This window comes from Shewanella sp. MF05913 (assembly GCF_059758095.1).
The window spans coordinates 453,097-479,446 of sequence record NZ_JCAYNT010000001.1 but is presented as its reverse complement, the minus strand read 5'-3'; the positions used below and the strand labels follow the sequence as shown (position 1 = coordinate 479,446).

General features: G+C 41.4%; 28 protein-coding genes. 18 read left to right on the top strand and 10 right to left on the bottom strand.

Features of this window, described 5'->3' with window-relative positions; genetic code table 11:
* Positions 1 to 60: 60 nt before the first annotated feature.
* The 5 genes from AC19MV_RS02160 to AC19MV_RS02140 all read left to right on the top strand — a co-directional run bounded on the left by AC19MV_RS02160 (position 61) and on the right by AC19MV_RS02140 (position 3,693).
* Positions 61 to 693 carry a M15 family metallopeptidase gene (locus AC19MV_RS02160; RefSeq protein WP_498305811.1) on the top strand — a complete coding sequence of 211 codons (633 nt, stop codon included), beginning with the start codon at positions 61 to 63 and terminating at the stop codon, positions 691 to 693.
* Positions 694 to 729: 36 nt separating this feature from the next.
* Complete coding sequence (locus tag AC19MV_RS02155; RefSeq protein ID WP_498305511.1) at positions 730 to 1,578, top strand: alpha/beta fold hydrolase; 849 nt, start codon at positions 730 to 732, stop codon at positions 1,576 to 1,578.
* Between the two features lie 109 nt (positions 1,579 to 1,687).
* A complete protein-coding gene (gene can / locus AC19MV_RS02150; RefSeq protein WP_498299112.1) occupies positions 1,688 to 2,302 on the top strand; it encodes a carbonate dehydratase in 615 nt (204 codons plus the stop codon).
* A gap of 407 nt (positions 2,303 to 2,709) precedes the next feature.
* Positions 2,710 to 3,447, top strand: a complete 738-nt coding sequence (gene kdsB, locus AC19MV_RS02145) for a 3-deoxy-manno-octulosonate cytidylyltransferase (protein WP_498305510.1) — start codon at positions 2,710 to 2,712, stop codon at positions 3,445 to 3,447.
* Between the two features lie 36 nt (positions 3,448 to 3,483).
* On the top strand, positions 3,484 to 3,693 hold the full coding sequence (locus tag AC19MV_RS02140) for a DUF2897 family protein (protein ID WP_432399565.1): 210 nt from the start codon (positions 3,484 to 3,486) through the stop codon (positions 3,691 to 3,693).
* A gap of 360 nt (positions 3,694 to 4,053) precedes the next feature.
* Here the strand turns inward: AC19MV_RS02140 and AC19MV_RS02135 are convergent, their stop codons facing one another.
* Entirely contained in the window at positions 4,054 to 5,133 is a 1,080-nt protein-coding gene (locus AC19MV_RS02135; RefSeq protein ID WP_498299113.1) for an AI-2E family transporter, read from the bottom strand.
* A 29-nt stretch (positions 5,134 to 5,162) separates the two neighbouring features.
* A complete protein-coding gene (locus AC19MV_RS02130; protein ID WP_432399567.1) occupies positions 5,163 to 5,384 on the bottom strand; it encodes a sulfurtransferase TusA family protein in 222 nt (73 codons plus the stop codon).
* A gap of 127 nt (positions 5,385 to 5,511) precedes the next feature.
* Between AC19MV_RS02130 and bepA the strand changes: the two genes are divergently transcribed.
* The 3 genes from bepA (at position 5,512) to AC19MV_RS02115 (ending at position 7,812) form a co-directional block, all read left to right on the top strand.
* Positions 5,512 to 6,981: a beta-barrel assembly-enhancing protease gene (bepA, locus tag AC19MV_RS02125; protein WP_498299114.1), complete on the top strand. Its 1,470-nt coding sequence runs from the start codon at positions 5,512 to 5,514 to the stop codon at positions 6,979 to 6,981.
* An 85-nt stretch (positions 6,982 to 7,066) separates the two neighbouring features.
* Complete coding sequence (gene arsC, locus AC19MV_RS02120; protein WP_160052293.1) at positions 7,067 to 7,423, top strand: arsenate reductase (glutaredoxin); 357 nt, start codon at positions 7,067 to 7,069, stop codon at positions 7,421 to 7,423.
* An 11-nt stretch (positions 7,424 to 7,434) separates the two neighbouring features.
* Positions 7,435 to 7,812: a DUF2069 domain-containing protein gene (locus tag AC19MV_RS02115; RefSeq protein ID WP_432399568.1), complete on the top strand. Its 378-nt coding sequence runs from the start codon at positions 7,435 to 7,437 to the stop codon at positions 7,810 to 7,812.
* A gap of 96 nt (positions 7,813 to 7,908) precedes the next feature.
* Here the strand turns inward: AC19MV_RS02115 and hda are convergent, their stop codons facing one another.
* Both hda and AC19MV_RS02105 read right to left on the bottom strand, forming a co-directional pair.
* Positions 7,909 to 8,619: a DnaA inactivator Hda gene (gene hda, locus AC19MV_RS02110; protein WP_160052290.1), complete on the bottom strand. Its 711-nt coding sequence runs from the start codon at positions 8,617 to 8,619 to the stop codon at positions 7,909 to 7,911.
* Positions 8,620 to 8,703: 84 nt separating this feature from the next.
* Positions 8,704 to 9,801: a DUF2066 domain-containing protein gene (locus AC19MV_RS02105; RefSeq protein WP_498305508.1), complete on the bottom strand. Its 1,098-nt coding sequence runs from the start codon at positions 9,799 to 9,801 to the stop codon at positions 8,704 to 8,706.
* A 249-nt stretch (positions 9,802 to 10,050) separates the two neighbouring features.
* Here AC19MV_RS02105 and AC19MV_RS02100 point away from each other — a divergent pair, with 249 nt between their 5' ends.
* Positions 10,051 to 11,286, top strand: coding sequence for a uracil-xanthine permease family protein (locus tag AC19MV_RS02100; protein ID WP_498299116.1), 1,236 nt, complete (start codon positions 10,051 to 10,053; stop codon positions 11,284 to 11,286).
* Between the two features lie 100 nt (positions 11,287 to 11,386).
* Here the strand turns inward: AC19MV_RS02100 and grxD are convergent, their stop codons facing one another.
* A complete protein-coding gene (grxD, locus tag AC19MV_RS02095) occupies positions 11,387 to 11,728 on the bottom strand; it encodes a Grx4 family monothiol glutaredoxin (RefSeq protein WP_011637214.1) in 342 nt (113 codons plus the stop codon).
* Between the two features lie 235 nt (positions 11,729 to 11,963).
* On the opposite strand from grxD, the gene sodB reads away from it, so the two are divergent.
* From sodB to AC19MV_RS02075, 4 genes are all read left to right on the top strand, one after another.
* Positions 11,964 to 12,548, top strand: coding sequence for a superoxide dismutase [Fe] (gene sodB, locus AC19MV_RS02090; protein ID WP_011637213.1), 585 nt, complete (start codon positions 11,964 to 11,966; stop codon positions 12,546 to 12,548).
* Positions 12,549 to 12,845: 297 nt separating this feature from the next.
* Complete coding sequence (locus AC19MV_RS02085) at positions 12,846 to 14,780, top strand: PrkA family serine protein kinase (RefSeq protein ID WP_498305506.1); 1,935 nt, start codon at positions 12,846 to 12,848, stop codon at positions 14,778 to 14,780.
* A 56-nt stretch (positions 14,781 to 14,836) separates the two neighbouring features.
* Positions 14,837 to 16,102 carry a YeaH/YhbH family protein gene (locus tag AC19MV_RS02080; protein ID WP_498305504.1) on the top strand — a complete coding sequence of 422 codons (1,266 nt, stop codon included), beginning with the start codon at positions 14,837 to 14,839 and terminating at the stop codon, positions 16,100 to 16,102.
* A 9-nt stretch (positions 16,103 to 16,111) separates the two neighbouring features.
* On the top strand, positions 16,112 to 17,656 hold the full coding sequence (locus tag AC19MV_RS02075; protein ID WP_498305502.1) for a SpoVR family protein: 1,545 nt from the start codon (positions 16,112 to 16,114) through the stop codon (positions 17,654 to 17,656).
* 125 nt (positions 17,657 to 17,781) lie between these two features.
* On the opposite strand, the gene fadR is transcribed toward AC19MV_RS02075, so the two are convergent.
* Entirely contained in the window at positions 17,782 to 18,501 is a 720-nt protein-coding gene (gene fadR, locus AC19MV_RS02070; protein WP_432399575.1) for a fatty acid metabolism transcriptional regulator FadR, read from the bottom strand.
* Between the two features lie 583 nt (positions 18,502 to 19,084).
* On the opposite strand from fadR, the gene nhaB reads away from it, so the two are divergent.
* Both nhaB and dsbB read left to right on the top strand, forming a co-directional pair.
* Positions 19,085 to 20,677, top strand: a complete 1,593-nt coding sequence (nhaB, locus tag AC19MV_RS02065) for a sodium/proton antiporter NhaB (RefSeq protein WP_498305500.1) — start codon at positions 19,085 to 19,087, stop codon at positions 20,675 to 20,677.
* Positions 20,678 to 20,789: 112 nt separating this feature from the next.
* Positions 20,790 to 21,299 carry a disulfide bond formation protein DsbB gene (gene dsbB / locus AC19MV_RS02060; protein WP_498305498.1) on the top strand — a complete coding sequence of 170 codons (510 nt, stop codon included), beginning with the start codon at positions 20,790 to 20,792 and terminating at the stop codon, positions 21,297 to 21,299.
* Positions 21,300 to 21,440: 141 nt separating this feature from the next.
* On the opposite strand, the gene AC19MV_RS02055 is transcribed toward dsbB, so the two are convergent.
* The 3 genes from AC19MV_RS02055 to AC19MV_RS02045 form a co-directional block, all read right to left on the bottom strand.
* Entirely contained in the window at positions 21,441 to 21,887 is a 447-nt protein-coding gene (locus AC19MV_RS02055; RefSeq protein ID WP_432399578.1) for a YcgN family cysteine cluster protein, read from the bottom strand.
* Between the two features lie 61 nt (positions 21,888 to 21,948).
* On the bottom strand, positions 21,949 to 22,911 hold the full coding sequence (locus AC19MV_RS02050) for a lytic murein transglycosylase (RefSeq protein ID WP_498305496.1): 963 nt from the start codon (positions 22,909 to 22,911) through the stop codon (positions 21,949 to 21,951).
* Between the two features lie 32 nt (positions 22,912 to 22,943).
* Positions 22,944 to 23,222, bottom strand: coding sequence for a YcgL domain-containing protein (locus AC19MV_RS02045; RefSeq protein ID WP_498305810.1), 279 nt, complete (start codon positions 23,220 to 23,222; stop codon positions 22,944 to 22,946).
* Between the two features lie 119 nt (positions 23,223 to 23,341).
* On the opposite strand from AC19MV_RS02045, the gene minC reads away from it, so the two are divergent.
* From minC to minE, 3 genes are read left to right on the top strand one after another with little or no spacing between them, the layout of a single operon-like run.
* On the top strand, positions 23,342 to 24,007 hold the full coding sequence (gene minC, locus AC19MV_RS02040; protein WP_498305494.1) for a septum site-determining protein MinC: 666 nt from the start codon (positions 23,342 to 23,344) through the stop codon (positions 24,005 to 24,007).
* Between the two features lie 27 nt (positions 24,008 to 24,034).
* Positions 24,035 to 24,844, top strand: a complete 810-nt coding sequence (gene minD, locus AC19MV_RS02035; RefSeq protein ID WP_432399582.1) for a septum site-determining protein MinD — start codon at positions 24,035 to 24,037, stop codon at positions 24,842 to 24,844.
* Positions 24,845 to 24,846: 2 nt separating this feature from the next.
* Positions 24,847 to 25,107 carry a cell division topological specificity factor MinE gene (gene minE / locus AC19MV_RS02030; protein ID WP_160052275.1) on the top strand — a complete coding sequence of 87 codons (261 nt, stop codon included), beginning with the start codon at positions 24,847 to 24,849 and terminating at the stop codon, positions 25,105 to 25,107.
* Between the two features lie 103 nt (positions 25,108 to 25,210).
* Here the strand turns inward: minE and rnd are convergent, their stop codons facing one another.
* Positions 25,211 to 26,323 carry a ribonuclease D gene (gene rnd / locus AC19MV_RS02025; RefSeq protein WP_498305493.1) on the bottom strand — a complete coding sequence of 371 codons (1,113 nt, stop codon included), beginning with the start codon at positions 26,321 to 26,323 and terminating at the stop codon, positions 25,211 to 25,213.
* Between the last annotated feature and the right edge of the window lie 27 nt (positions 26,324 to 26,350).

Here is a 26,350-nt window from a genome sequence, read left to right as displayed (position 1 = left end):
TCGCTCAACATCGATATTCCTCAACAACAACTCAAGCTATACGGCTTAGATGGCCAGCATATGGTGTCTGTTGGGGATTATTTACTTGAGAAAAATACCGCTGCAGCGTTTTGCAAAATGCAGAACGCTGCAAAAAAAAGCGGCATAGATTTGCAATTGTGTTCGGCTTATCGACCTTTTGAACGTCAAGTGCATATTTGGAATGCTAAAGCCTCAGGTACACGGCCTTTGCTCGATAAAGCATCGCAACCTATTGATTATGCATCCTTGTCTGAACAACAACTTATCGACACTATTTTAATTTGGTCTGCCCTACCCGGCGCGTCAAGGCATCATTGGGGCACCGATGTCGATGTGTTTGATGCTGAGCAGATCAGTAAACACGCTCTGCAATTAGTCAGCGCAGAATACCAAGAAACAGGCCCGTGTTTTGCTTTACACCAATGGCTTGTACAACATGCGGTTGAATATGGTTTTTATTTTCCTTATCAAACACAACAAAGTGGCGTAAGCCCTGAGCCCTGGCATTTAAGTTACTTTCCGATTGCTAAAGATTACGTCAGCCAGTTTCGGGCAGATGAACTGGCAAAGGTGTTGTCTCATGCTGAAATATCATTACAATCGCCGCTAATTGAACGATTAACCGAGTTGGTTAATCACTATGTATTTTATGTCGCGCCCTCTCCGGCTTAACGCCTGCGTGTCGCCTAATTAAATGAGCCAACTGTTATGCCAACCTTGTTACCCAATATCATTATCGACAAACACCCGCTGCATTATATTGATAAAGGCCACGGCCCAGTGGTGGTGTTTTGTCACGGTTTATTAGCCAACAGCCACATGTGGCAAGCGCAAATTGATGCGTTATCGACACAATACCGATGTATTGCGATTGATTTTTGGGGTCACGGCCAAAGCCAAACGTTGCCCGTAGGCTGCGATAGTTTACAAGATGTTGCCAAACACGTTTTACGGTTACTTGATGCTCTTGCAATTAACAATGTTGCAGTGGTTGGCCATGGCAGCGGCGGAGCCATTGCAACAGAAATGGCATTACTGGCGCCAGCACGCGTACATGCATTAGTGATGCTAAACAGTTTTGTTGGCTTTGAGCCACAAGTAAACTGCATAAAATATCAAGGCTTTATGGCACAAGTGGCCAATGCCCAAGCGGTTCCTGTAGCGCTAGCTGCAAGCTTAACTGAATTGTTTTTCAGTAAAGACGCTAATGAAATTAGTCAACACAATATCGCCCTAGCCCAAGCCATCAAAGCATTTGAGCAACAGTTAATTGCCATTAACGCACAACAAATTGCCCCGTTGCTTAAATTTGCCAATATGGCGATTTTTAAACGAGATACTTTAGAGTCGGTTGAGGCTTTAACCTTACCGACACTCGTTGCCGTAGGACTAAATGGCTACCTTCGTACCGCATTAGAAAGCTACTTAATGCACGACTGTATTGATGGCAGCCAATTGCTGCATATCGAACAGGCTGGGCATTTAGCGAATATTGAAAAAGCCGATTTATTTAATCAGCATCTTATTGATTTTTTGAATAAAGTGAATTTTAATTAATCCACTTAATGGATAGACCAGATCCGCAAACATTGCTGATATACTCGTAACTTAATGACATATTGTCTGTAAATCCTGACAGACAAAATACTGAATAATCCGAGCACCAATGAAACTCCTTAAACCATTATTTGATAATAATCGCCGTTGGGCAGAGCGGATCAACAAAGAAGATCCTACTTTTTTTGAACAGCTAGCTAAGCAACAAAATCCTGAATACTTGTGGATTGGCTGCTCAGATAGCCGAGTACCTTCAAACCAAATTATTGACCTACTCCCGGGCGAAGTATTTGTTCACCGTAATATCGCCAACATGGTCATTCATACCGATTTAAATTGTTTATCGGTACTGCAATATGCAGTTGATGTACTCAAAGTTAAGCATATTATGGTTGTTGGCCACTATGGCTGTGGTGGTGTTCGCGCCGCAATGGGGAACGAGCGATTAGGCTTAATCGATAATTGGCTAGGCCATTTGCGCGACGTTCATCGTATTCATCAGGCCGATCTTGAACCTATGACTGAACAACAACGTTTTGACCGTTTGTGTGAACTCAACGTAATGGAACAAGTGTCTAATGTTGTATCAACCAATATTGTTCAAGAAGCCTGGGCTAGCGGTCAAGATGTGGCCGTCCATGGCTGGATTTACGGTATTAACAATGGTTTATTAACCGACTTAGATGTCACAATTGACCGCATTCATGGTCGTAATATTCCGTAAAACAGTGACTCAAATCGCGACAACAAAAGGCCTGCATGGCCGTCAGATATTCGACGGTTATTTGCAGGCCTTCGTTTTCCTAAATAATGCCTTAAAAAGTGTTAAGATATTTATTATTAAAAGTATTATTCAAAGTATTATTATTGCCCCAAGGCTGTTTTTTAAGCATGTAAACGCGCAATTGACTGCAGCTAAGAGAAAGAGGCAGATTAAAATATTACCTTGTATATAATTAACGGTATTGCTTACTCATATTGCTTAACCTACGTGCTGTACTTACGACGCGCTTAACTAACGCAATTAATCAGGGCACTGCAAATCAGTGCGGTTAACGCACAACATATTCTGTTATTGAGGATAAGTCTAAGTCCTCAATAGGTATTTTCTACAACAGTAGGGCTAATTTAATGAACGTGACTCTCATCATCCCAGCACGATATGGCTCAAGCCGTTTCCCGGGTAAACCACTGGCTCTTATTGCGGGTAAACCTATGATCCAGCGAGTTTACGAGCGCGCTGCACTGGCCAAAGGCATCGACAATATTTACGTTGCCACCGATGACGACAGAATTAAAAACACCGTAGAAGGCTTTGGTGGCAAGGCCGTCATGACCGACCCTGATGCCGCATCAGGTACAGATCGCATTAACGATGCCATTGAGCGCCTAGGCTTAGGTGACGATGATTTAGTGATTAACCTACAAGGTGACCAACCGTTAATCGACCCAAGCTCTATTGAGCAAATGGTGAGTTTATTTCAACAACACCCTGGCGAGTTTGAAATGGCCACGTTGGGCTTTCAAATTACCGAAGAGAAAGAATTAGACGACCCAATGCACGTTAAAGTGGTGTTTGATAACGACTATAACGCCTTGTACTTTTCACGAGCTCGCATTCCTTTTGGCCGTGACATTAAAGACTACCCTGTTTATAAGCACATTGGCGTTTATGCTTATACCAAACGTTTCATTAATGCATTTGCTAAGTTGCCAGTAGGCAGACTAGAAGACATTGAAAAACTAGAACAATTACGCGCATTAGAAAATGGCCATAAAATTAAAGTCGTTATCAGTGAATACAACGCTCCTGAAGTTGACGTGCCGGACGATATTGAAAAATGTGAGCGCATTTTAGCGGCAAATTAAATGTTACCGATACACACCATTACCAAGGAGTAACCCATGAGTTTAGAAGGCTACGAAGTCTGGTTGATTATTATCTTAGTGCTTGGTGTTATTGCCAGTAATATTGCCGTTTTAAAGTATTCAGCAAAATTTAAAATGCCACAATTTGGTGATCCAAAAGATAACAAGGCGACACCAGATCAGAATAACGCTGACACAGACAAACCGTCTGACACAAAAGATGATGACAGTAAGCCTAATGGTTAATCTTGAGCCTCTGTTCTAATGCTTATTAGAGACAAAAAACGCTAGCCTCTTCGCAGTGGCTAGCGTTTTTTTATTGCGGTACTCTTGATATTGAAGCACTAAGTGCTCGTTCATAATAGCTAGGTCAAAGTTGCTAAATCATTAGGAACTAAGTCATTAGGTGCTAAGTCATAGGAGCTAAATCATTAGGTGCTAAGTCATAGGAGCTAAATCAATTGGAACTGAGTCATTAGGCTCTGAGTCATAGGAGCTCAGCGCTAAATCTTAAGTCTAAATGCTCGGAGCTAAACGCTAGGAGCTAACCCAAACAATGCTCGGCAAATTAACTCATAGCGCAATATTCAGCAGAAATCCTATCGATTATTCGTAATCAAAGGACTCTTTAGGTGCGACATCATTAGGCCAAGCATTAATCACCGCTTTGACTAACGATGCCAATGGAATCGCAAAGAAAACCCCCCATACGCCCCACAGCCCGCCAAACACGAGTACCGCAGCGATAATCACCACTGGGTGTAAATCAACCGCATCAGAGAATAATAACGGCACTAATACGTTACCGTCTAATGCCTGAATAATACCGTAACCAAGCATCAAGTAACCAAACTCAGGGCTAAATCCCCACTGGAAAAAAGCCACTAGTGCAATGGGTAACGTCACTAAGGTCGCCCCAACGTATGGGATCAATACCGATAAACCGGTAAGCACACCTAACAATGCAGAGTAGCGCAGCCCCATAATGGCAAAGAAGATATAGCTGGCAACGCCAACAATCACAATTTCAATGACTTTACCGCGGATATAGTTAAAAATTTGCTGGTCCATTTCAAACCAAACATTGCGTGCTAAATCACGATTTGTGGGAAAAAAACGCTTACTGCCCTTCATTAATTGGTCTTTGTCTTTTAAGAAGAAAAACACCAGTAATGGCACTAAAATCGCGTATACCATCAACACTAATAATGACGCAGAATAACCTAACAACTGCTTACCTAAGTCTAACAAGTGCTGAGTATCAAGCATCTTATTAATCTCTTCCATCATCGAGTCTATCTGTGGAGCACTGATAAATTGCGGATAATCAGCACTAAACTCTCTAACGATTAGCATGCCTTTATCAATCATTGACGGTAAATCGGTTACCAATGACACACCCTGACGCCAAATACTGGGTGCTAATCCCAACATTAAAATCAGCATTAAGCCTAAAAATACCACTAACACGATAGAGGCTGCCGCCGTTCGACTAATGCCTAAACGCGACATTTGCGCCACAGGCCATTCAAGTAAAAATGCTAACACCAACGCAACCAATAAAGGCGCAAGTAAACCGGCACCAAAGTACAACGCAAGACCAATACCAATAATAATAAACATTAAGGTAATGGCTTGTGGATCGCTAAAACGGGTTTTGTACCACTCTGTTAAAAATGCCAGCATTGAACAACCTTTATATTAAAAACACTAATTTAATTTGTTTTGGTAATAATTACGGACAAACAATGCAACTCATCGGCAACGATTTCAATACCAAAACCCATTTTTTTCATTAACAAGGGAACATCTCGACGTGAACCGTGGTCAGATAGAAGAACATGTAAGGTTTCACCCACTTGTATTTGCTTGAGTAAAAGTTTCACTTTAACTAAAGGATACGGACAAGAATACGGCGTTAAATCAATAAAAATCATTATGAACTTGCTTTAATCATTCTAGGGCTATTATCCTAGCTTGAACAACAAACCACAAGCAATGTTGCAAAACCAACTTGTGCGTTAAGCCAAGAACTTACGACTCATTTAGCATTAAAGGTTTCGCTTGCGTAAATTATCATTATCGACCTTTTCAAAAGCATTAACAGCCACTGCCATTAGCATTGTATTTGCTGGCAGTATTGCCCACAGCTTTGCCAATAATGATCTACCCGATCTTGGTACTGCAGCTGTTAACACCTTCAGTTTAGAAAAAGAAACCGTGTACGGTGACGCATACATGCGAGTCATCCGCTCATCTGCACCTGTACTGGCCGATCCGGTACTGACACAATATTTATCTGAACTAGGGAATAAATTAGTTGCCAATGCGACAGGCGTTAAAACCCCTTTTTACTTCTTCTTACTGCGTAATGATGAAATCAACGCTTTTGCGTTTTTTGGTGGCCACGTTGGCGTACACACCGGTTTGTTTTTAAATGCTGAAAACGAAAGTGAATTAGCATCAGTGCTCGCACACGAAATCACCCACGTTACCCAGCGCCATTTAGCCCGTTCACTCGAGGCACAGCAAAAAAGCTCGACGGCGACGATTGCAGGCATGTTAGGCGCGATTTTATTAACGATTGCCGCCCCGCAAGCGGGTATGGCCGCATTAGCAACCACCCAAGCCCTTGCCACTCAATCGAAAATAAACTATACCCGTCTTCATGAAAAAGAAGCAGACCGAATTGGGATGCAAATATTGGTTGATGCAGGCTTTGACCCCAATGCCGCGTCTACTTTTTTTGGCCAACTTGCCGTACGTTACCGCTTTTCAACCACGCCACCACAAATGTTGCTCACTCACCCGTTACCAGAGTCTCGTATTACTGAAGCGCGTAACCGTGCCGCGCAATACCCTAAGCGCTTTGTGCCTGACAGTTTAAATTACCAATTAGCCAAAGCCCGTATTCAAGTGCGATTTTCTAACTTTAGTGACGACGGCGCGTTATCGTTATTTGAACAACAATTAAAGAAAAACAACTACACATTTGAAGATGCAGCCCTATACGGTAAAGCATTAGCCTTATTCCGTTTAGAAAAGTTTGCTCAAGCAGAAGCCATCATCGATTCGTTATTGAAAAAAGATAATAACAATTTGTTTTATCTAGACACAAAAACAGATCTGCTCGCTCAGAAAAAAGACTTCACCGCTGCCATCGCATTACTGGAAGCGCAGCGTAAAATTAAACCCACATCGCAAGTGGTCAATACCAACCTTGCCAATATTTACGTTGAAGCAGACCAACCGCTAAAGGCTATTCCACTGCTTGAAGAGTTAATCTTTTTCGACAAACAAAATATGTTGCCTTACCAGATTATGGCTGACGCTTACCGTAAGCTTGATAATAAAGCCTTAGAGTATTACAGCAATGCCGAAATTATGGCATTAACCGCCAATTATCAAGGCGCAATCGACCAATTAAACTATGCCTATCGTTATTCTGAAGGACAAACCTTGCAGCTTGCACGAATTGAAGCCAGGATCCGCCAGTTTAGACAAGCCGATAGAGAACTTGATCAGTTTAAGTAACCATAACGGTGTAACTTTAGCGGTCTTTTTTTGATAGAATAATGGCGAACTGAAGGTTTGCCATTTTTTATGACGGAAAATAAACATGACAAAAACTAAAACGACTATTTTACACAATCCTCGCTGCTCAAAAAGCCGTGAGACGTTAGCGTTACTTGAAGCCCAAGGTGTTGATATTACTGTAGTCGAGTACCTAAAGCAGCCTCCGAGTGAGACCGAAATCAGTAATATACTTACCCTTTTAGGTTTAACAGCACGCCAAATGATGCGCACCAAAGAAGATGAATATAAAGCGCAAAACTTAGCAGACCCGGCACTGACCGAAGCACAGCTTATCAGCGCAATGGTTGCAACGCCAAAATTAATTGAACGTCCAATTGTGCTGGCTAATAACCAGGCTGCGATTGGCCGACCACCTGAAACTGTTTTATCTATTCTGTAACGAGCAAAATAATGACCACACAAACCTTATTCCAACTCAGCCGTATTGGTTACCTTGCATTACTTTTGCTGCTTAGCGGCTGGTTTATTCAACAAGGCTTAAATGGCACCTATTCTCTTGGTTTTAGTTTAATTTGGATTGTCCCATTACTCTTTCCGCTAAAAGGCATTATTACCGGCAACCCATACACCTATGCCTGGGCGAGTTTTATTTTATGTGTGTATTTGCTACATGGTTTGACCCTAGCGTATATCACCACTGACGCGTTTGCCTTTGCACTGATTGAATCTGTCTTGATTTGTATTTTATTGGTTACCTTTCCTTTCTATGCCCGCAAACGCGGCCGCGAATTAGGCTTAGGATTAAAGAAAAAATCTGAACAACAGTAGAATATAAATAAACAAAAACGCCAAATGAATTCATTTGGCGTTTTTTTATTGTCATTTAAGTGCATTACGCGCGTTATCTGTGATTAAAATCTAGCTCTATAACCTAAGCATTTCTTTAATAAACGGAATCGTCAATTTACGCTGATGTACCATCGAGGCTTTATCAAGCTTATCGAGCACGTCAAATAAGGTACGTAAATCACGTGCCATACGGGTAAGCAAAAAACGCCCTACTTCATCAGATAACTGTAAACCGCGCATTGCAGCGCGGCGTTGTAATGCGGCGAGCTTTTCATCATCAGCCATGGGTTGTAACTGATAAATCAATCCCCATTGCATACGCGAGACGAGGTCAGGCAAAGAGAATCCCACCTCAGATGGCGATGCATTACCGCTGACAATCAAACGACAATCTTGCTGCTCTGCAATACGATTATACAGATGAAAAATGGCTTCTTCCCATACAGGATGTCCGGCAATGGCTTCAACATCATCGATACAAATCAGCTCTAATGATTCGAGCCCTTCAAACAATGCTGGAGAAATACTGGCGTGGATCCCTAATGGAATATATAGCGTACGTCGCTCTAAATCATTCGCATGGGCACAAGCTGCATGCATTAAATGAGTGCGACCTGATTTTTCGGGACCATAGATGTATAAAGAAGACGCAAGTGACCCTTCAGCACTAGCTTGAAGTTTTTGGATCAGCTCATCGTTACCCGAAGCAGGATAATAACTTTGAAAGGTTTCATCGTCAGGTAAGTAAACGGGTAAAGATAATTGTCTTGGTGAGTTTTGTGTCACTCAGATAGGTCTCGAAATCATAAACGAACAAACGTTATTATACATGTAAGCGCTCTATAATCACAGAGCGCCACCTTTGCCGACTTATTGGCCGAGCCATTGATACATTAACGAGGGTTGCGAAACCTCAGTTTTTTGTTGGTAAAATGACTCCACACTGCCCATTGTATCTAGCTTTGACAGGCGACTGTCTATATCCAGTAAACGCTGTAAATCATTGACACTACTATATAACTCAACGTTATAGGTTGCCGTGCTGCCTTTAAACGAATGTAAGCTTATTGATTTAATGGCGCTTAACTGACGTAAATAGGCTTCAATATTGACCACCTGAGTCATGTTATTTAAGCCAGAAAAGCTCACTTCTGTGGCCGCATTACTGCCTGTTGATGCAATCGCATACTGACTAATGTGGTAATCAGCTAAAATAGCCATCATGCGTTTTACCGCTTGTTGATTGTCTGCCGCCTCGCCTTGCTGCGCCACTAAAGGTTGTAACACCCCATCGGTTCGGGTTTTATTGAATAAATTGATCGTAAACATCACTCGACTGCCTTGGTTTTCAATATTGGCAATCGCAAAGTAATCTGACTGGTAACGTGCCGAGGCAACAAATACGACATCCGTAAAACCGCCACGCACATCATTGACGGTAACACCCATCACGTCATCAAGATCCATAATCGGTAACATCACCGGAATACCTTTATTGGCAGACGCTTGGGTTAACTCATCACGAAGTTCTGATAAAGAGGCATCAGCTAAAATAGTGGGCTCAGTGTTTTCATCTACCGTTAACCACATAAGTGTTAATGGGCGCTGGCTTCCCCATACAGGCAAACCGGCCTGACGTAGCTTGGCAATCACTCTTTGATGATCAAAACTGGCTTTCAGCATCAGCTCGCCATTTTGTTCGAAATAGCCGTACTGAGTCAGAATGACTTCAGGCTCATTTATCTGGGCTTTAATGAGTGGGTTTAATACCACACTTGGGCTGCCAGAATTTTTTAAAAACACAGCCGCTAACGCTTCTTTCAATGCATTATTTTTAACATCGTTTGCACGTGAACTCACCGCAATATCAGCCTCTTCAAGCTTACTGACTTCAGCAGCTTGCACGAGCGCGATTGAGGTTAACGCAATTAAAGGTAACACAATGAGATTAATTAGTTTTTTCAGCATCTGATAACATAAACGCAGCAAATATAAGTAGCAAAATTATATCATAATAAAAAATGGATAACGAAAACTCTTTTTACGGCAAGGTAGCACTAAGGTCAATTTGACTAAGTATTGTAGCGATATCAAATAACTATAATCGCCACATAGGCCTAATACAGGTTATGAAAACACTGGCATTTATGTGACAATTCGCGCCGTTTAATCACACGCCAGCTTCTAGCCAGCTTCTAGATAATGATGGAGAAAAATATGAAACGCGTGTTAATCCCGCTTCAAGGTGCACAAATGTTATTTGTCGCCTTTGGTGCACTGGTACTTATGCCATTATTAACTGGCCTAGACACTAGCGTCGCCCTGTTTACTGCCGGTTTCGGTACCCTTTTGTTTCAACTCGTCACTAAGCGTCAAGTCCCCATATTTCTTGCTTCTTCTTTTGCCTTTATTGCGCCGATTTTATATGGCGTACAAACTTGGGGCATTCCGGCCACTATGGGTGGATTAATGGCGGCTGGTGTGGTGTACATGTTACTGGGCTTATCGGTTAAGTTACGCGGCACCGGCTTTATTCATAGGTTGTTACCGCCTGTGGTCGTCGGCCCTGTCATCATGATTATTGGCTTAGGCTTAGCCCCTGTTGCAGTCAATATGGCGCTGGGTAAAAGTGGCGACGGCAGCATAGTGATTATTGAACAAAACACCGCGTTATTTATTTCACTTGCCGCATTAATGACTACGGTTTTGGTTGCTGTATTCGCCAAAGGATTAGTGCGATTAATGCCGATCCTTGCCGGTATCTTAGTTGGCTACGGCGCCAGTTTAGCCTTTGGCATCGTTGACTTTACCCCGGTAACGCAAGCGGCATGGTTAGCCATGCCCAACTTTGTTGCCCCAGAATTTAATTGGCACGCTATTTTATTCATGATCCCGGTAGCCATTGCACCTGCAGTTGAGCACATTGGAGATATTTTAGCGATTTCAAATGTGACCGGTAAAGATTTTCTTAAAAAGCCAGGCCTGCACCGCACATTAATGGGTGACGGTATTGCGACTATTGCAGCATCGGCGTTAGGTGGACCACCAAACACCACATACAGTGAAGTCACTGGCGCAGTCACATTAACCAAAAGTTTTGACCCACGCATTATGACATGGACGGCTATCACCGCGATTACGCTTGCTTTTGTTGGTAAATTGGGGGCATTAATGCAAACGATCCCGGTGCCGGTAATGGGCGGCATTATGTGCTTATTGTTTGGCTCTATTGCGGCGGTTGGCTTAAATACCTTGATACGCCATCAGGTCGATTTATCTGAACCACGCAATTTAAGTATTGTTGGGGTGACTCTGGTATTTGGTATTGGCGGCATGGCCTTTGGCATAGGCTCATTTAGCCTAACAGGCATCAGCCTTTGCGGTATTGTGGCGATAGTCATGAATTTAATTTTACCGACGGTAAAAAAGCCTCACACAGATGAAACACATTAAGATTGATAACTGACATTGTTAAATAACAGATAATAAAAAGCCCCAATGGCTCTCGCTTTGGGGCTTTTTTTATTGCGTTAAACACATTAAAGGTTAACGATTACTCTGCTGCATCTTCTGTACGGAATTTATCAGCAGTGGCTTTAATAATTGGCTGAAGCTCACCTTTTTGGAACATTTCGGTGATGATGTCACAACCACCAATCAACTCGCCTTCAACCCATAATTGTGGGAATGTTGGCCAGTTAGCAAATTTTGGTAATTCAGCACGGATATCTGGGTGCTGTAAAATGTCTACGAATGCAAATTGTTCACCACAGTTGATCATCACCTGAGCAACCTGAGATGAAAATCCACAGCTTGGTAATTTAGGCGAACCTTTCATGTACACAATAATTGGGTTTTCGCTAATTTGCTGTTTAATCTTTTCTACAGTTTCCATTTGATTTCCTAAGTACGACGACTGAACACATAATAGCTATTGTACGACACCTAGACAAATAACAAAATGCTACGATTTGTAAGGTTAATCTAAAATCCAGCAAATCAATTAGCCCAAGCGCGATAATTCCCTAAACAATGATTCACATCACAAAAATAATCAGTACAATAGCAAGAGAGCAATGTTACCTGATTGGTAAACAAAAACGATAACCTGAATCCATGGAGAGATACTAATGGCTTTCGAACTACCAGCATTACCTTATGCAAAGAACGCACTTGAACCGCACATTTCACAAGAAACTATCGAGTTCCATTACGGTAAGCACCACAACACTTACGTGGTAAAACTGAATGGTTTAGTTGAAGGAACTGAATTTGCTGGCAAGACGCTAGAAGAAGTTGTTAAAACTTCAACAGGTGGCATGTTCAACAACGCAGCTCAAGTTTGGAACCACACTTTTTACTGGAACTGTTTAGCGCCTAACGCTGGCGGCGAAGCCACTGGCGATATCGCAGCGGCTATCAATGCATCTTTCGGTTCTTTTGAAGAATTCAAAGCTAAGTTTACAGATTCTGCAGTAAACAACTTCGGTAGCGCTTGGACTTGGTTAGTGAAAAAAGCTGACGGTTCTTTAGCTATCGTTAACACCAGCAACGCTGCAACACCGTTAACAGATGAATCAGTTACTATTTTATTAACTGTAGACGTATGGGAACATGCTTACTACGTTGATTATCGTAACGCACGTCCAGAGTATTTAGCTCACTTCTGGCAACTTGTTAACTGGGAATTTGTTAACAAGAACTTTGCTGCTTAATCTTAATTAACAGTAAAACTTAAGGAGCCTATATGGCTCCTTTTTTATGCCTGGATGTCATTAACGCTCATACTTTATGCTCAGCTCTATTTTTGCAACTATTGCAAATGCTACTGTTTGTCATTGTTTTTATTTAATTTATTTTAACTAAAATTTAGCTAAGTCGTTTGCCCTGTCCTACACTTTAGTCGTAAAGCCTAATGTAGCTGGATAGATCTAGCAGCATATTCCCCTAGATCCTCTCCCATCACTTTGGCTTTTAAAAGTGAGACAACTGTATGTTTTGAGGGGGTTACCATGGGCATATTTGAGCATTATCAACAACGTTATGAGAAAAAGCTCGACGAGGAATACACCTTAGCGCAATTTCTTGATATTTGTAAGCAAGACAAAAGTGCATACGTGTCTGCTGCAGAACGATTATTAATGGCCATTGGTGAAGCAAAAATGGTCGACACAGCCAAAAATCCCATCCTGAGTCGAATTTTCTCTAACCGTTTAATTGCAAGCTATCCCGCTTTTAAAGATTTTTATGGCATGGAAGATGCTATCGAACAAATCGTGGCTTATTTAAAACATTCAGCTCAAGGCTTAGAAGAATCAAAGCAGATCCTGTATTTGCTTGGCCCTGTCGGTGGCGGTAAATCATCACTGGCTGAAAAATTAAAAGCCTTAATGCAACAAGTGCCGATTTATATTCTCAGTGCAGATGGTATGCGCAGCCCTGTCAACGACCACCCTTTTTGCTTATTTGATCCCGAAGAAGACAGTACACTGCTACAGAGCGAATACAATATTCCCATTCGCTACCTTAAAACCATCATGTCTCCCTGGGCAGTTAAACGCCTACATCAATACGGCGGCGACATTTCTAAATTTAGAGTCGTAAAAGTCTATCCATCAGTATTAGATCAAATTGGTATTGCGAAAACAGAGCCTGGCGATGAAAACAATCAAGATATTTCTGCGCTTGTCGGTAAAGTGGATATTCGTCAACTTGAGCATTTTTCACAAGATGATGCCGATGCGTATGCATACTCAGGTGCGCTGTGTCGTGCCAACCAAGGCTTGATGGAATTTGTCGAAATGTTTAAAGCGCCCATTAAAGTGCTACACCCATTATTAACCGCCACTCAAGAAGGCAATTACAATGGTACAGAGGGCTTATCTGCACTGCCCTACAATGGGATTATTTTGGCTCACTCAAATGAGTCTGAATGGTCGACATTTAGAAATAACAAAAACAACGAAGCTTTTTTAGACCGGGTTTATATTGTTAAAGTGCCTTATTGTTTGCGCGTATCAGAAGAAATGGCAATCTATCAAAAGTTGTTAGTCAACTCCGAATTATCTGCAGCATCGTGTGCACCTGGAACGTTAGAAACCTTAGCGCAGTTTAGTGTGTTATCACGCTTAAAAGTCCCTGATAACTCATCAATTTATTCAAAAATGCGTGTCTATAATGGCGAAAGTTTAAAAGACACCGATCCAAAAGCTAAATCATACCAGGAGTATCGAGACTACGCCGGTGTAGATGAAGGTATGCAAGGATTGTCGACTCGTTTTGCCTTTAAAATTTTGTCACGTGTGTTCAACTTTGATAGTGCTGAAATTGCCGCTAATCCTGTGCACCTTTTTTACGTACTTGAAAAGCAAATTGAACAAGAGCAATTCCCAAGTGAAACAGGCGAGAAGTACCTTGAATTTTTAAAAGGCTACCTTATTCCTAAGTATGTGGAATTTATTGGTAAAGAAATTCAAACTGCCTATCTTGAGTCTTATTCAGAATACGGCCAAAATATTTTTGACCGTTATGTCACCTACGCAGACTTTTGGATCCAAGATCAAGAGTATCGCGATCCTGAAACCGGTCAGTTATTTGACCGTGGCGCCTTAAATGCTGAGCTGGAAAAAATTGAAAAACCAGCAGGCATCAGTAATCCTAAAGACTTCCGCAATGAAATCGTTAACTTCGTTTTACGCGCCAGAGCCAACAACGAAGGTAATAATCCATTGTGGACCAGTTACGAAAAACTGCGCACTGTGATTGAAAAGAAAATGTTTTCTAATACAGAAGATTTATTACCCGTTATTTCATTCAATGCCAAAACCTCAAATGATGACCAACGTAAACACGATGATTTCGTCAATCGGATGATGGAGAAAGGCTACACCAAGAAACAAGTCCGCTTATTGTCTGAATGGTATTTACGCGTTCGAAAATCATCATAATCAACACCCAGCCCTGGCTGAGACATACTCAGCCAGATAGTTGACTTGGGGGGCGTATGGCAAACTTTATCGATAGACGACTTAATGCTAAAGGAAAAAGCACGGTTAATCGTCAGCGTTTTATTGAGCGCTATAAAAAACAAATCAAAAAAGCGGTCAGTGATGCCGTGACCCGTCGCAGTGTGACTGATATTGATAAAGGGGAAAAGATCAGTATTCCGACTCGCGACATCAGTGAACCGCTATTTAGGCAAGGTCAAGGCGGTAAACGAAATCGCGTTCATCCTGGTAATGATCAGTTTAATCGTGGAGACCAAATACAGCGCCCTAATGGCGGTCAAGATGGTGCGGGCCAAGGCGATGCTTCAGACAGCGGCGAAGGCAGTGACGATTTTGTCTTTAATATCTCAAAAGATGAATATCTAGAATTATTATTTGAAGACTTAGCACTACCCAACTTGCAAAATAATCGCTTTAATAAGTTGGTTGAGTATCAAATTTATCGGGCGGGTTTTACCAACGATGGCGTGCCAGCCAATATTAATATTGTACGCTCGCTGCGTTCGTCACTTGCACGCCGTATTGCGATGTCTGGCAGTAAAAAGCGCGCCCTCAAATTATTAGCAGCCGAGCTTGAGCAATTACAAAATACACCAGGCTCAAAAGCTGAAAACATTTTCGCGTTAAAAGAGCAAATTGAATTGCTCAAAAAACAAATCGCCAATGTGCCGTTTATCGACACCTTTGACTTAAAGTTCAATAACTACGCAAAACGTGAAAAACCATCCAGTCAGGCGGTAATGTTCTGTTTAATGGATGTATCTGGCTCGATGGATCAAGCGACTAAAGACATTGCCAAACGGTTTTATATATTGCTGTATTTGTTTTTAACCCGCAGTTATAAAAATCTTGAGGTGGTGTATATCCGCCATCACACTCAAGCAAAAGAAGTCGATGAACACGAATTTTTTTACTCGCAAGAAACTGGCGGCACCATAGTATCGAGTGCATTAACATTAATGAACGAAATACAACAAGCACGTTATCCTGAAAACGAATGGAACATTTACGCAGCGCAAGCCTCTGACGGTGATAACTGGGTCGATGATTCGCCCCACTGCCATGACTTATTGGCCAACCATATACTGCCTAAAGTGCGATACTTTAGTTACATCGAAATCACTCAACGTGCCCACCAGACCTTATGGAATCAATATCAAGATCTGCAACAACAATTTGATAATATTGCAGTGCAACACATTCGTGAAGTCGAAGACATTTATCCGGTATTTCGCGAACTCTTTAAAAAACAGGCTGTATAGGGGGTGACCATGGTTAATGCAACTCGCAAGCCGTTGGATGATGGACCCGAATGGACATTCGACTTACTTAACCAATATCAGCAAGCCATTGCTGAAGCTGCAGATTTTTTCAAATTGGATGCATACCCAAACCAAATCGAAATCATCACCGCCGAGCAAATGATGGACGCTTACGCCGGAATTGGTATGCCAATCGGTTATACCCATTGGTCGTTTGGCAAACGTTTTATTGAAACGGAGCAAGGTTACAAGCGCGGGCAAATGGGCTTAGCCTACGAGATTGTGATTAACTCAGACCCTTGCATTGCCTATTTAATGGAAGAAAACACCATCACCATGCAAGCCCTAGTGATGGCACATGCATGTTATGGCCATAATAGTTTTTTTAAAAATAACTATTTATTTAAAACCTGGACTGATGCCAGCTCAATTATTGATTACTTAGTGTTTGCCAAGAATTACATTCGGGAATGCGAAGTAAAATACGGCATTGAACAGGTTGAACTCACGCTCGACTCTTGCCATGCATTAATGAATTATGGCGTTGATCGTTACAAGCGCCCTGCTGAGGTGTCGTTTAAAGAAGAGCAAGCACGTCAACAAGAGCGCGAGGATTACCTGCAAACTCAGGTTAATGACTTATGGCGAACCATCCCCATATCACCGCAAAAAACACCCCAAGATAACGACAAAATCTTTCCAGAAGAACCGCAAGAAAACATTCTGTATTTTATCGAAAAAAACGCCCCATTATTAGCACCTTGGCAACGTGAACTGGTGCGTATTGTGCGTAAAATGGCGCAATATTTTTACCCTCAAAAACAGACTCAGGTCATGAATGAAGGCTGGGCAACATTTTGGCATTACACCATTTTGAATCGTCTTTATGATACCGGTAAAGTCAGCGATCGCTTTATGTTAGAGTTTTTACAAAGCCACACTGCAGTCGTCGCGCAGCCGTCTTATAATAGCCCTTACTATACTGGCATTAACCCCTATGCTTTAGGGTTTGCCATGTTTATTGATATTAGGCGCATTTGTGAAAACCCAACGGATGAAGACCGTCAATGGTTTCCCGATATCGCGGGCAGCGACTGGCTAACCACAGTACATTTTGCGATGCAAAACTTTAAAGATGAGAGTTTTATCAGCCAATACTTATCTCCTAAAGTGATAAGAGACTTTAAGTTATTTGGGATTTTAGATGATGAAAAACGCAGTCATTTAGCCGTATCCGCCATTCACGATGAACAAGGTTATCAAGATATTCGCAATACACTGTCGCAGCAGTATAACTTGTCTAACATCGAGCCTAACATTCAAGTACAACAAGTGCTGGTCAATGGCGACCGTTCGATAACGCTTCGTTATATCCCTTTTGATAATATCCCGTTGGCAGACAATCATCAGGAAGTATTGAAACATCTGCATCGGTTATGGGGGTTTACTGTGACACTCGAGCAAGTTGATGAACTTGGCATGATAAAAGTACTATCAACATGCCCTGAAATGGAATCACAGCCTCACCATTCTTCTTATAACGTTATCGCTTAGGCTCATTACATTAGCTAATAACATATGCTTTAACAATAAGTCCTTTAACATAAGTCCTTAGCTTATGGGCATAAAAAAACCAATCGCTAAACGATTGGTTTTTATGTTTAAGCTATAAAACTGATTTAGCTGTTGTCATGACCGATTTCAGCAGGCATATCATCACGCAGTTTTTGCCATAATTTACCGCTTTCAATACCATTGTTACGCATTAACGTAGGCACTTCGGCATAGTTTTTATCTTTGGCTAATTTTTCAAGTTTGATATAGAAACGCATCGTCAATTCTCGAGCTTCTTGGCTTGAAAAGTAGAAGCGACCCACACGGTTATATAAACCTTTAAACCCATTTAAAATCAACACATACAGTGGATTTCCTGACGCAAAAGCCAAGGTGTGATGTAATTGGTAATCAAACTCGGCATAGGCTTCAGCATCGTTTTCTAACGAATGAATACCTGCTAAAGCGGCAATAGCTTTGTCTGGATTGTGTCTAATCGATGCTCGGAAATAAATGTTACTCACGTTGCCACGCGCCGACATTAACTGATCGACTAATAACGGAAATCCATCTGGATTTAAATCCGCGATGGTTTCAAGAATATTGAGTCCTGATGTTTCCCAAAAGTTATTCACTTGGGTTGGTTTGCCATGTTGAATTTTCAACCAGCCATCTCGAGCTAAACGTTGCAGTACTTCACGTAATGTTGTGCGAGTCACTCCAATGAGTTCAGAAAGCTCACGTTCCGCGGGTAAAATTGATCCGGGTGGGAACTTGTTTTCCCAAATGGAACGAACAATGTACTTTTCGGCGAAACTTGCTGGGCCTTTGGCATTGATGATCATTAGCCTTCATATCCTATTGCTAAACAATGGCGAAACTATTGACTGATCATACCAGAGCGGTGGAAAATAAAAACCATTGTTTATTCACAACACATATAATGCTTGTTTTTTAAACATACCTAATTCATTCAAATCGGATTAACTGAATTCACTTCACAACTTGACTATTATCATCAACATATCGTGATTTATGTCGATAAAATAAAACAAGTTTAGTATATACTCATGTAGCTAGTTTGTTAGTGCTGTGTAGGTATTTTTGCTCGTACTACGGCATTACAATGAGACTTGTTTAAGCTACACTAGCGACGAAAATAATGAGCCATATAGCGTTTTTCGCATTACAACATGCGCTAAAACCTTGTTTAATAAATCAATTTATTACTATTTTCAATTAACCGCAGGCCATTTGTAATACTATAGTAGGTAAAGTTTTAATGAAAATTAATGAAATATTGATTTTCATCAAGTTTTTAATCCGAACTTGCCTCTATTCTCCCAACCTGTTGAAAATAAGAATGTGTTGTTTGCTATCAAGAAATGGTACCAATACTGTCACAATAACAATATCGGAGAGGCTGCTATGCAGGCAACCAAGGGTCAAGCGCTATTTGTTAACTTTTTAGGCAATTCGCCTAAGTGGTACAAATACGCCATTTTGGCATTTTTAATTATTAATCCCCTGCTGTTCTTTTATGTCAGTCCATTTGTCGCAGGATGGGTGCTGGTTGTTGAATTCATTTTTACACTCGCGATGGCATTAAAATGTTATCCGTTACAGCCAGGGGGCTTGCTTGCAATTGAAGCGGTGATGATTGGCATGACATCGCCCACCCAGGTTCTACATGAAATAGAAGCCAACTTAGAAGTGCTTTTACTATTAGTGTTTATGGTTGCCGGTATTTACTTTATGAAGCAGCTGTTGCTGTTCGTATTTACCAAGATGATCACTAAAGTTCGTTCCAAAATTATTGTGTCCTTGATGTTTTGCACCGCATCGGCCTTTTTATCTGCCTTTTTAGACGCTTTAACCGTTATTGCAGTGATCATTGCTGTGGCGGTGGGCTTTTACTCTATTTATCACAAAGTCGCGTCAGGCAAGAGCTTTAGCGATAATGATGGGCACGACCATACATCGGAATCTTCAGACCAACTCAACGACGATGAATTAGAAGCATTTAGAGCGTTTTTACGTAACCTATTGATGCATTCTGGTATTGGTACCGCTTTAGGTGGTGTATGTACCATGGTGGGTGAGCCACAAAACTTAATCATTGCGGCGCAGGCGCATTGGCAATTTGGTGAGTTCTTCTTACGTATGTCACCAGTCACTATGCCGGTGCTGTTTGCGGGTATTTTTACTTGTTTCCTTGTAGAAAAATTAAAATGGTTTGGCTATGGCGCGCAGTTACCTGATGCTGTTCACCGCATTTTAACTGACTACGCAGCTCATGAAGATTCGCATCGAACCAACCAAGATAAAATGAAATTGGTTGTTCAGGCGTTAATTGGTGTTTGGTTAATTGTCGGCTTAGCACTGCATTTAGCGTCTGTAGGCTTAATCGGTTTATCTGTCATTATTTTAGCGACGGCCTTTAATGGTGTGACTGATGAACATGCATTGGGTAAAGCGTTTGAAGAAGCATTACCGTTTACTGCACTTTTAGCCGTGTTCTTCGCCGTTGTTGGTGTGATCATTGACCAAGGCTTATTTGCGCCAGTCATCCAATGGGCATTAGGTTATGAAGGCAATACGCAGTTGGTGATTTTCTATATTGCAAACGGCTTATTGTCTATGGTGAGTGATAACGTCTTTGTGGGTACGGTGTACATTAACGAAGTTAAATCAGCATTACTGAGTGGCCAAATTACCCGAGACCAATTTGACTTACTTGCTGTCGCAATTAACACAGGTACTAACCTTCCGTCAGTTGCTACGCCAAACGGACAAGCTGCGTTCTTGTTCTTGTTGACCTCTGCGATTGCACCGCTTATTCGTCTGTCTTATGGTCGCATGGTGTGGATGGCATTACCTTATACCATCGTATTATCGATTGTGGGAGTGATGGCCATTGAAACCGGTTTCTTAACTGATATGACCCAAGTACTGTACGACACGCAGTTGATTATTCACCACTCAGCGAAAGATTTGGGCGGTATGGTTAGCGGCCATTAGTGAGCTAGGATGTTGGACTTAATAGATAATTTATCTTAAAGTCGACACAACCCATTTGAACACCCTCAATTGAGGGTGTTTTTTTATCTCAAAATTGCACTAGGAGCAGTACTTGTCAACGTTACAACTCTTTTGTCGTGGTCGTTTATCGTGGGGATTACTCGCGCTCTCTGGAGTGGTATTAGAGCTTGCCGCACTGTTTTTTCAATATGGAATGGATCTGTCACCCTGCGTAATGTGCATATACGTGCGTGTAGCCGTTCTTGGCCTTATATTGGCGGGATTAATTGGCATGCTTCAACCCACATGGTTGATTTTACGCTTTGTAGGCTTAGTGGGTTGGGTGGTGTCTGCTGTATGGGGATTTCGTTTAGCTTATGAGCTTAACAACATGCAAGTGAACCCGTCACCTTTTGCAACATGCTCTTTTTATCCTGAATTCCCAAGCTTTATGCCATTAGATGTTTGGCTCCCATCGGTGTTTTCTCCTACCGGAATGTGCAGTGATCTGCCTTGGACGTGGTTATCGGTGAGCATGGCACAATGGATGATGGTGTGTTTTGCTATCTATGCCCTGATTTGGTTAGCTATGCTTGTTCCGAGCTTAAAACCGGCAAAATAACCTATCACTGTGATTGAACAAAAAAAGACCTCAATAGAGGTCTTTTTTTATCGTGACGCACATCGGTGTCTGCTATTTTATCGAAACCGCAGGATGCATGCTGAGTGGTCACTTATTAATGCGGATTAGTATTATCGTTTACTATTCAACATCAAGTAATGGCCACAAAACAATACAGTCTTCTAAGTATTTAACTTTCATCTCGTTAACCGTTTTACCTTGCACCGAAATACCTGCAGCATGCATAGCCTCTTTGTCACCGGTCAATAATGGGTGCCAGCTAGGTAACGCTTTACCCAAATATAAACGACGATAAGCACAGCTGTCTGGCAGCCAGGTTAACTCGCTAATGTTAGCAGGCGTTATCGCAGTACATTCTGGCACGTATTTAAAACGTTCAATGTAGCGTCGACAACTGCAACTGTCCCCATCAAGTAAATGACAAGCAGCATTGGTGTAATACAATTCATCGGTTTCATCATCGATAATTTTGTTTAAGCAGCATTTACCGCAGCCATCACAGAGCGACTCCCATTGTATCGGAGTCATTTCATCTAACGGGGTTGTTGTCCAAAACTGTGTCATCATGGTCTATCTAAAGAATTATTCATCAAAATTTGTCAGCATTTTACACCGAAAACAGCTCAAGTTACTGCTTAATTTTTTCAGAAAGATAGGTTAACGCAAGGGTGTCATGAAATGAGGGTGTAAATTGATGTAATAATCGAAAATTATCGTAAACCAAATAAAAGCGCCCTTTGCTACCGTCAGGAGCAATTAACGACACATTCATATCGCTGCGCGATGGCAAGTTATCACCATTAAAACGCCTAATGCCATATGCCTGCCATTGGGGAAAAGTATGGGTCGTGGCCAACCCTAATAAATTAGGGTCCAACATCATGGTCGCTTTAACTTGCCTGCCCCAGGTAGAGTCAAATTGCCAACCTTGTTGATGTAACATATTGGCCGCGCTGGCAAACGCATCTTCTGTCGTATCCCAAATATCAATTGTGCCATCTTGATTGCCATCTACAGCATATGCTAATAACTGTGATGGCATCATTTGCATTTGTCCCATAGCCCCAGTTGATGAACTACGCAGCGAAGCGATTGGGATATTTTTCTGTTCAATGAGCTTCAGCGCAGCAATAAACTCGTTAACATAAAAAGATTCATTTTCACCTTTAAAAGCAAGAGATGCTAAAACAGATAATGTTGAAAACCGACCAGATTGCTCGCCAAAGCGCGAATTAACACCCCATAGGGCAATCAGAAAACGAGGTTGAATTTGATAACGCTGGCTGAGCTTATGAACGAGTACTTCATGTTGTTGCAACATGGCTCTAGCGGTACTGACAGTAATTTCTGGAATGTCTTGTGCAATAGAGGTTTCAAGCGTGTGTTGTGGCTTAGAATCAAGATTGGCTTTTTTAAACACTTTAATCTGTGGAATATACCGCTCTGCCGTCACCGGAGCAACACCAGCATTAATGGATTGTTGTTGTAGGTAAAGCAGATAATCTTCAAATTGGTGATGACTACTCTTAGCCATCACTAACGGAGAAAATAAGAAGTAAACTATTGTGCTTAAGATGATTTTTAGAATCATATGAGTCCTGTTTACTCCTCAAAAGATTCAGTTTATTGCTTAAAACCTATCTCTTGTTTGTGTTGGTCGAGTAAATTAATATTCGGTGGCGGAATTTGTAAATAAAAGCCTTGTTCTTCTAATGCCACTTTCACTTTACCAATATCAGCAATACCAAGATGATCACGCTTTGATAAAGGTACAATCATCACTAATGTTGGTGCGCCAAACATTTCCATTAATTGAACTGGAACATCATCAAAAACATCACGTTTTTTGACAAAAAGGTAAGTATCGGCTTTTCTACTGCTTTTATATACTGCACAAATCATTTTAGTGTAAATTTCCAAAGGTTCAAACTTGATAGTCAACTAACCACACTATAACATGGTAACTCAAGAAAATAATTGTAAATCAGTTTCTAGCTGATGTTTTGGAGAATGATGCCGGGATGGCTAAACAAAATCTCGAATTAAAAGCCACGTCTTTTACACTGTCAGTACTGCACATAAATAATAGTAATCTCGACATTATTGCTGCTGAATTAGATAACAAATTGGCACAAGCCCCGCAATTTTTCTTGGGCGCGCCTTTGGTGTTAAATCTTGCTGCGATTAAGCATACCCAAATCGATTTTTACGCGCTCAAACAATTATTAACTGACCGAAATTTAATTATCGTTGGCATTACCGATGCGAATGAAGCGCAAATAGAACAGGCTAAAAGCATGGCGATTGCCGTGGTCAAATCAGGTAAACAAGCCGCAAAAGCTGAGTTACCTAAAAGAGCCACTAAAATTGTTAAGCAAAATGTGCGTTCTGGACAACAAATATACGCACAAAATGCTGATTTAGTCATTTTTGGTGCGGTTGGCAATGGCGCTGAAGTCATTGCTGATGGTAGCATTCATATATATGGTGCACTTCGTGGTAAAGCCATGGCAGGTGCTGCGGGTGATAATCAAAGTGTGATTATTGCTAACTCGCTTGAAGCAGAATTAGTGTCGATTGCTGGGCAGTATTGGTTAACAGAACATTTACAACAATACGCACTCGATCAAAGAGGTTGTATCCGCCTTGAAGGCGAATCTCTCACAGTTGAATCATTGCCTCAATAATTGGCAAACAAAAGGATATAAAACAAAATGGCGCAAATTATTGTTGTCACATCAGGTAAAGGTGGTGTGGGAAAAACAACATCCAGTGCAGCAATTGCCACAGGATTGGCTTTAAAAGGTAAAAAAACCGTGGTTATCGATTTTGATATCGGTTTACGTAACCTTGATTTAATTATGGGTTGTGAACGTCGTGTAGTGTATGACTTTGTTAATGTGATTAATGGCGAAGCAAACCTCAATCAAGCCTTAATTAAAGATAAGCGCTGTGACAAACTCTTTGTATTACCTGCGTCGCAAACACGCGACAAAGATGCATTAACCAAAGAGGGTGTGGGGCGAGTATTAGACAATTTAGCCAAAGACTTTGATTACATCGTCTGTGACTCACCAGCCGGTATTGAGCAAGGCGCAATGATGGCATTATACTTTGCCGACATAGCCATTGTAACGACTAACCCTGAAGTCAGCTCAGTGCGCGACTCAGACCGTATATTAGGCATGTTACAAAGCCGTTCTCGCCGTGCAGAGCTGTCACTTGAGCCTATTAAAGAATATTTATTACTTACCCGCTATTCACCTGCTAGAGTCAAAACAGGTGAGATGCTCAGTGTGGAAGATGTAAAAGAAATTTTAGCCATCGAACTACTTGGGGTTATTCCTGAGTCTCAGTCGGTACTTAAAGCGTCAAACTCTGGTGTACCAGTGATTATTGATCAAGAAAGTGATGCAGGCTCAGCCTACAGCGATACTGTCGCTCGCTTATTAGGTGACGATGTACCGGTTCGATTTATCACAGAAGAAAAAAAGGGATTCCTTAAAAGGATTTTTGGTAGCTAACTATGTCGATACTTGATTATTTCAGAAGCAATAAAAAACCTAATACCGCATCGCTGGCAAAGGAAAGATTGCAAATTATTGTGGCACATCAGCGTGGAGAACGCGGTGCGCCCGATTACTTCCCAAAGATGAAGCAAGAAATCATCGAAGTGATCCGCAAATATGTTCAGATATCAGACGACCAAGTCTCTGTGCAACTTGATCAAAACGATGATAATTTATCGGTATTAGAACTTAACGTCACCTTACCTGATTCAAAGTAGTTCGCTAAGGTGAAAAAAGGATACTGGCATAATGCGAGTATCCTTTTTTATTGGCTATCGAAAATAATGACATTTACGATAACCCACAAGCCCTAACGACCACTTAGCTAAACTGAATATCCGCCAGTAAGTCACCGATTAACAGCCCTCTCCAACCGCACAATAATAACGGTGTAGGTGTTTGCTTTTTATGATAAAGCCATACTAAATATTCATGAATATGGCGTTTTGAACCGACAAACTCTAACGACACTTGTTCGCGCTCACACAATTCAGTTAAGCGGGTTTTAAGGTCTTTAAATGCAGACTTGTAACCTGATTTTAAAGCGACTATATCAACCTCTTCAGGCAGATTAGTTAAATCGGCCGTGGCCATCACCGCTAATAAATCTTTGCCATGAATCCGTTTTTCTTGCTCTGTTAAATCGGTTAAACGACTTAATTCGGCAAGGGTTGTCGGCTGCTTTTTAGCAAGAGCAATGAGCGCATGGTCTTTAACCACAAAACCCAATGCCAAATTGCGGTTAACCGCTTTGCTTAAACGCCATTTCGCCAGTACTTTTAAATACGCAAGTTGTTGGCCATTAAGTTGAAATGCATTTTTGACTTTGAGGTAAATGCTGTCACCGTCGGGCAACGTCATTCTGCCCTCGGTCATGCGTTGGCCTTCTTCAAACAACCAGGCTTCGCGTTGATTTTCAATTAGTTTTTGCTGTAATTGCGGATACAACTTATACAAATAATATACATCATTGGCAGCATACTGTAACTGAGCATCGGTTAACGGTCGCTTCATCCAATCTGTTCTGGATTCGCCCTTATCCACTTCAACTTGTAAACATGCTTCAACCAGTTTGGCATAGCCTAAACCATGGCCAAACCCTGCCAGGCTTGCCGCGATTTGACTATCAAATAACGGACTCGGCTGACATTCACCATAATGGGCAAACACTTCGAGATCTTCACTGCATGAATGCACTAATTTAACGATATTAGGGTTAGTCAGGAGTTGCCAAAATGGGCTGAGATCAGTAATCGCCACAGGATCAATCAAGGCTAACGTATTACCATCATAGGCTTGAATAAGCCCTAACTTTGCATAATAAGTACGGGTGCGGACAAACTCAGTATCAAGTACCAATAAGGTACTTTGTTGGTATTGCTCAACTAATGACAAAAGGCTCGCATCATCACTGATATATTCAAACGTTAACAAAATAAGCTCCGCTAAAAAATACAAATG

Excerpts from the sequence above, each read along its gene's own strand:
- AC19MV_RS02160 (WP_498305811.1), top strand. The coding sequence starts at position 61 with ATGGTGTCTGTTGGGGATTATTTACTTGAGAAAAATACCGCTGCAGCG.
- AC19MV_RS02155 (WP_498305511.1), top strand. The coding sequence starts at position 730 with ATGCCAACCTTGTTACCCAATATCATTATCGACAAACACCCGCTGCAT.
- can (WP_498299112.1), top strand. The coding sequence starts at position 1,688 with ATGAAACTCCTTAAACCATTATTTGATAATAATCGCCGTTGGGCAGAG.
- kdsB (WP_498305510.1), top strand. The coding sequence starts at position 2,710 with ATGAACGTGACTCTCATCATCCCAGCACGATATGGCTCAAGCCGTTTC.
- AC19MV_RS02140 (WP_432399565.1), top strand. The coding sequence starts at position 3,484 with ATGAGTTTAGAAGGCTACGAAGTCTGGTTGATTATTATCTTAGTGCTT.
- AC19MV_RS02135 (WP_498299113.1), bottom strand. The coding sequence starts at position 5,133 with ATGCTGGCATTTTTAACAGAGTGGTACAAAACCCGTTTTAGCGATCCA.
- AC19MV_RS02130 (WP_432399567.1), bottom strand. The coding sequence starts at position 5,384 with ATGATTTTTATTGATTTAACGCCGTATTCTTGTCCGTATCCTTTAGTT.
- arsC (WP_160052293.1), top strand. The coding sequence starts at position 7,067 with ATGACAAAAACTAAAACGACTATTTTACACAATCCTCGCTGCTCAAAA.
- AC19MV_RS02115 (WP_432399568.1), top strand. The coding sequence starts at position 7,435 with ATGACCACACAAACCTTATTCCAACTCAGCCGTATTGGTTACCTTGCA.
- AC19MV_RS02105 (WP_498305508.1), bottom strand. The coding sequence starts at position 9,801 with ATGCTGAAAAAACTAATTAATCTCATTGTGTTACCTTTAATTGCGTTA.
- AC19MV_RS02100 (WP_498299116.1), top strand. The coding sequence starts at position 10,051 with ATGAAACGCGTGTTAATCCCGCTTCAAGGTGCACAAATGTTATTTGTC.
- grxD (WP_011637214.1), bottom strand. The coding sequence starts at position 11,728 with ATGGAAACTGTAGAAAAGATTAAACAGCAAATTAGCGAAAACCCAATT.
- sodB (WP_011637213.1), top strand. The coding sequence starts at position 11,964 with ATGGCTTTCGAACTACCAGCATTACCTTATGCAAAGAACGCACTTGAA.
- AC19MV_RS02085 (WP_498305506.1), top strand. The coding sequence starts at position 12,846 with ATGGGCATATTTGAGCATTATCAACAACGTTATGAGAAAAAGCTCGAC.
- AC19MV_RS02080 (WP_498305504.1), top strand. The coding sequence starts at position 14,837 with ATGGCAAACTTTATCGATAGACGACTTAATGCTAAAGGAAAAAGCACG.
- AC19MV_RS02075 (WP_498305502.1), top strand. The coding sequence starts at position 16,112 with ATGGTTAATGCAACTCGCAAGCCGTTGGATGATGGACCCGAATGGACA.
- fadR (WP_432399575.1), bottom strand. The coding sequence starts at position 18,501 with ATGATCATCAATGCCAAAGGCCCAGCAAGTTTCGCCGAAAAGTACATT.
- nhaB (WP_498305500.1), top strand. The coding sequence starts at position 19,085 with ATGCAGGCAACCAAGGGTCAAGCGCTATTTGTTAACTTTTTAGGCAAT.
- AC19MV_RS02055 (WP_432399578.1), bottom strand. The coding sequence starts at position 21,887 with ATGATGACACAGTTTTGGACAACAACCCCGTTAGATGAAATGACTCCG.
- AC19MV_RS02050 (WP_498305496.1), bottom strand. The coding sequence starts at position 22,911 with ATGATTCTAAAAATCATCTTAAGCACAATAGTTTACTTCTTATTTTCT.
- AC19MV_RS02045 (WP_498305810.1), bottom strand. The coding sequence starts at position 23,222 with ATGATTTGTGCAGTATATAAAAGCAGTAGAAAAGCCGATACTTACCTT.
- minC (WP_498305494.1), top strand. The coding sequence starts at position 23,342 with ATGGCTAAACAAAATCTCGAATTAAAAGCCACGTCTTTTACACTGTCA.
- minD (WP_432399582.1), top strand. The coding sequence starts at position 24,035 with ATGGCGCAAATTATTGTTGTCACATCAGGTAAAGGTGGTGTGGGAAAA.
- minE (WP_160052275.1), top strand. The coding sequence starts at position 24,847 with ATGTCGATACTTGATTATTTCAGAAGCAATAAAAAACCTAATACCGCA.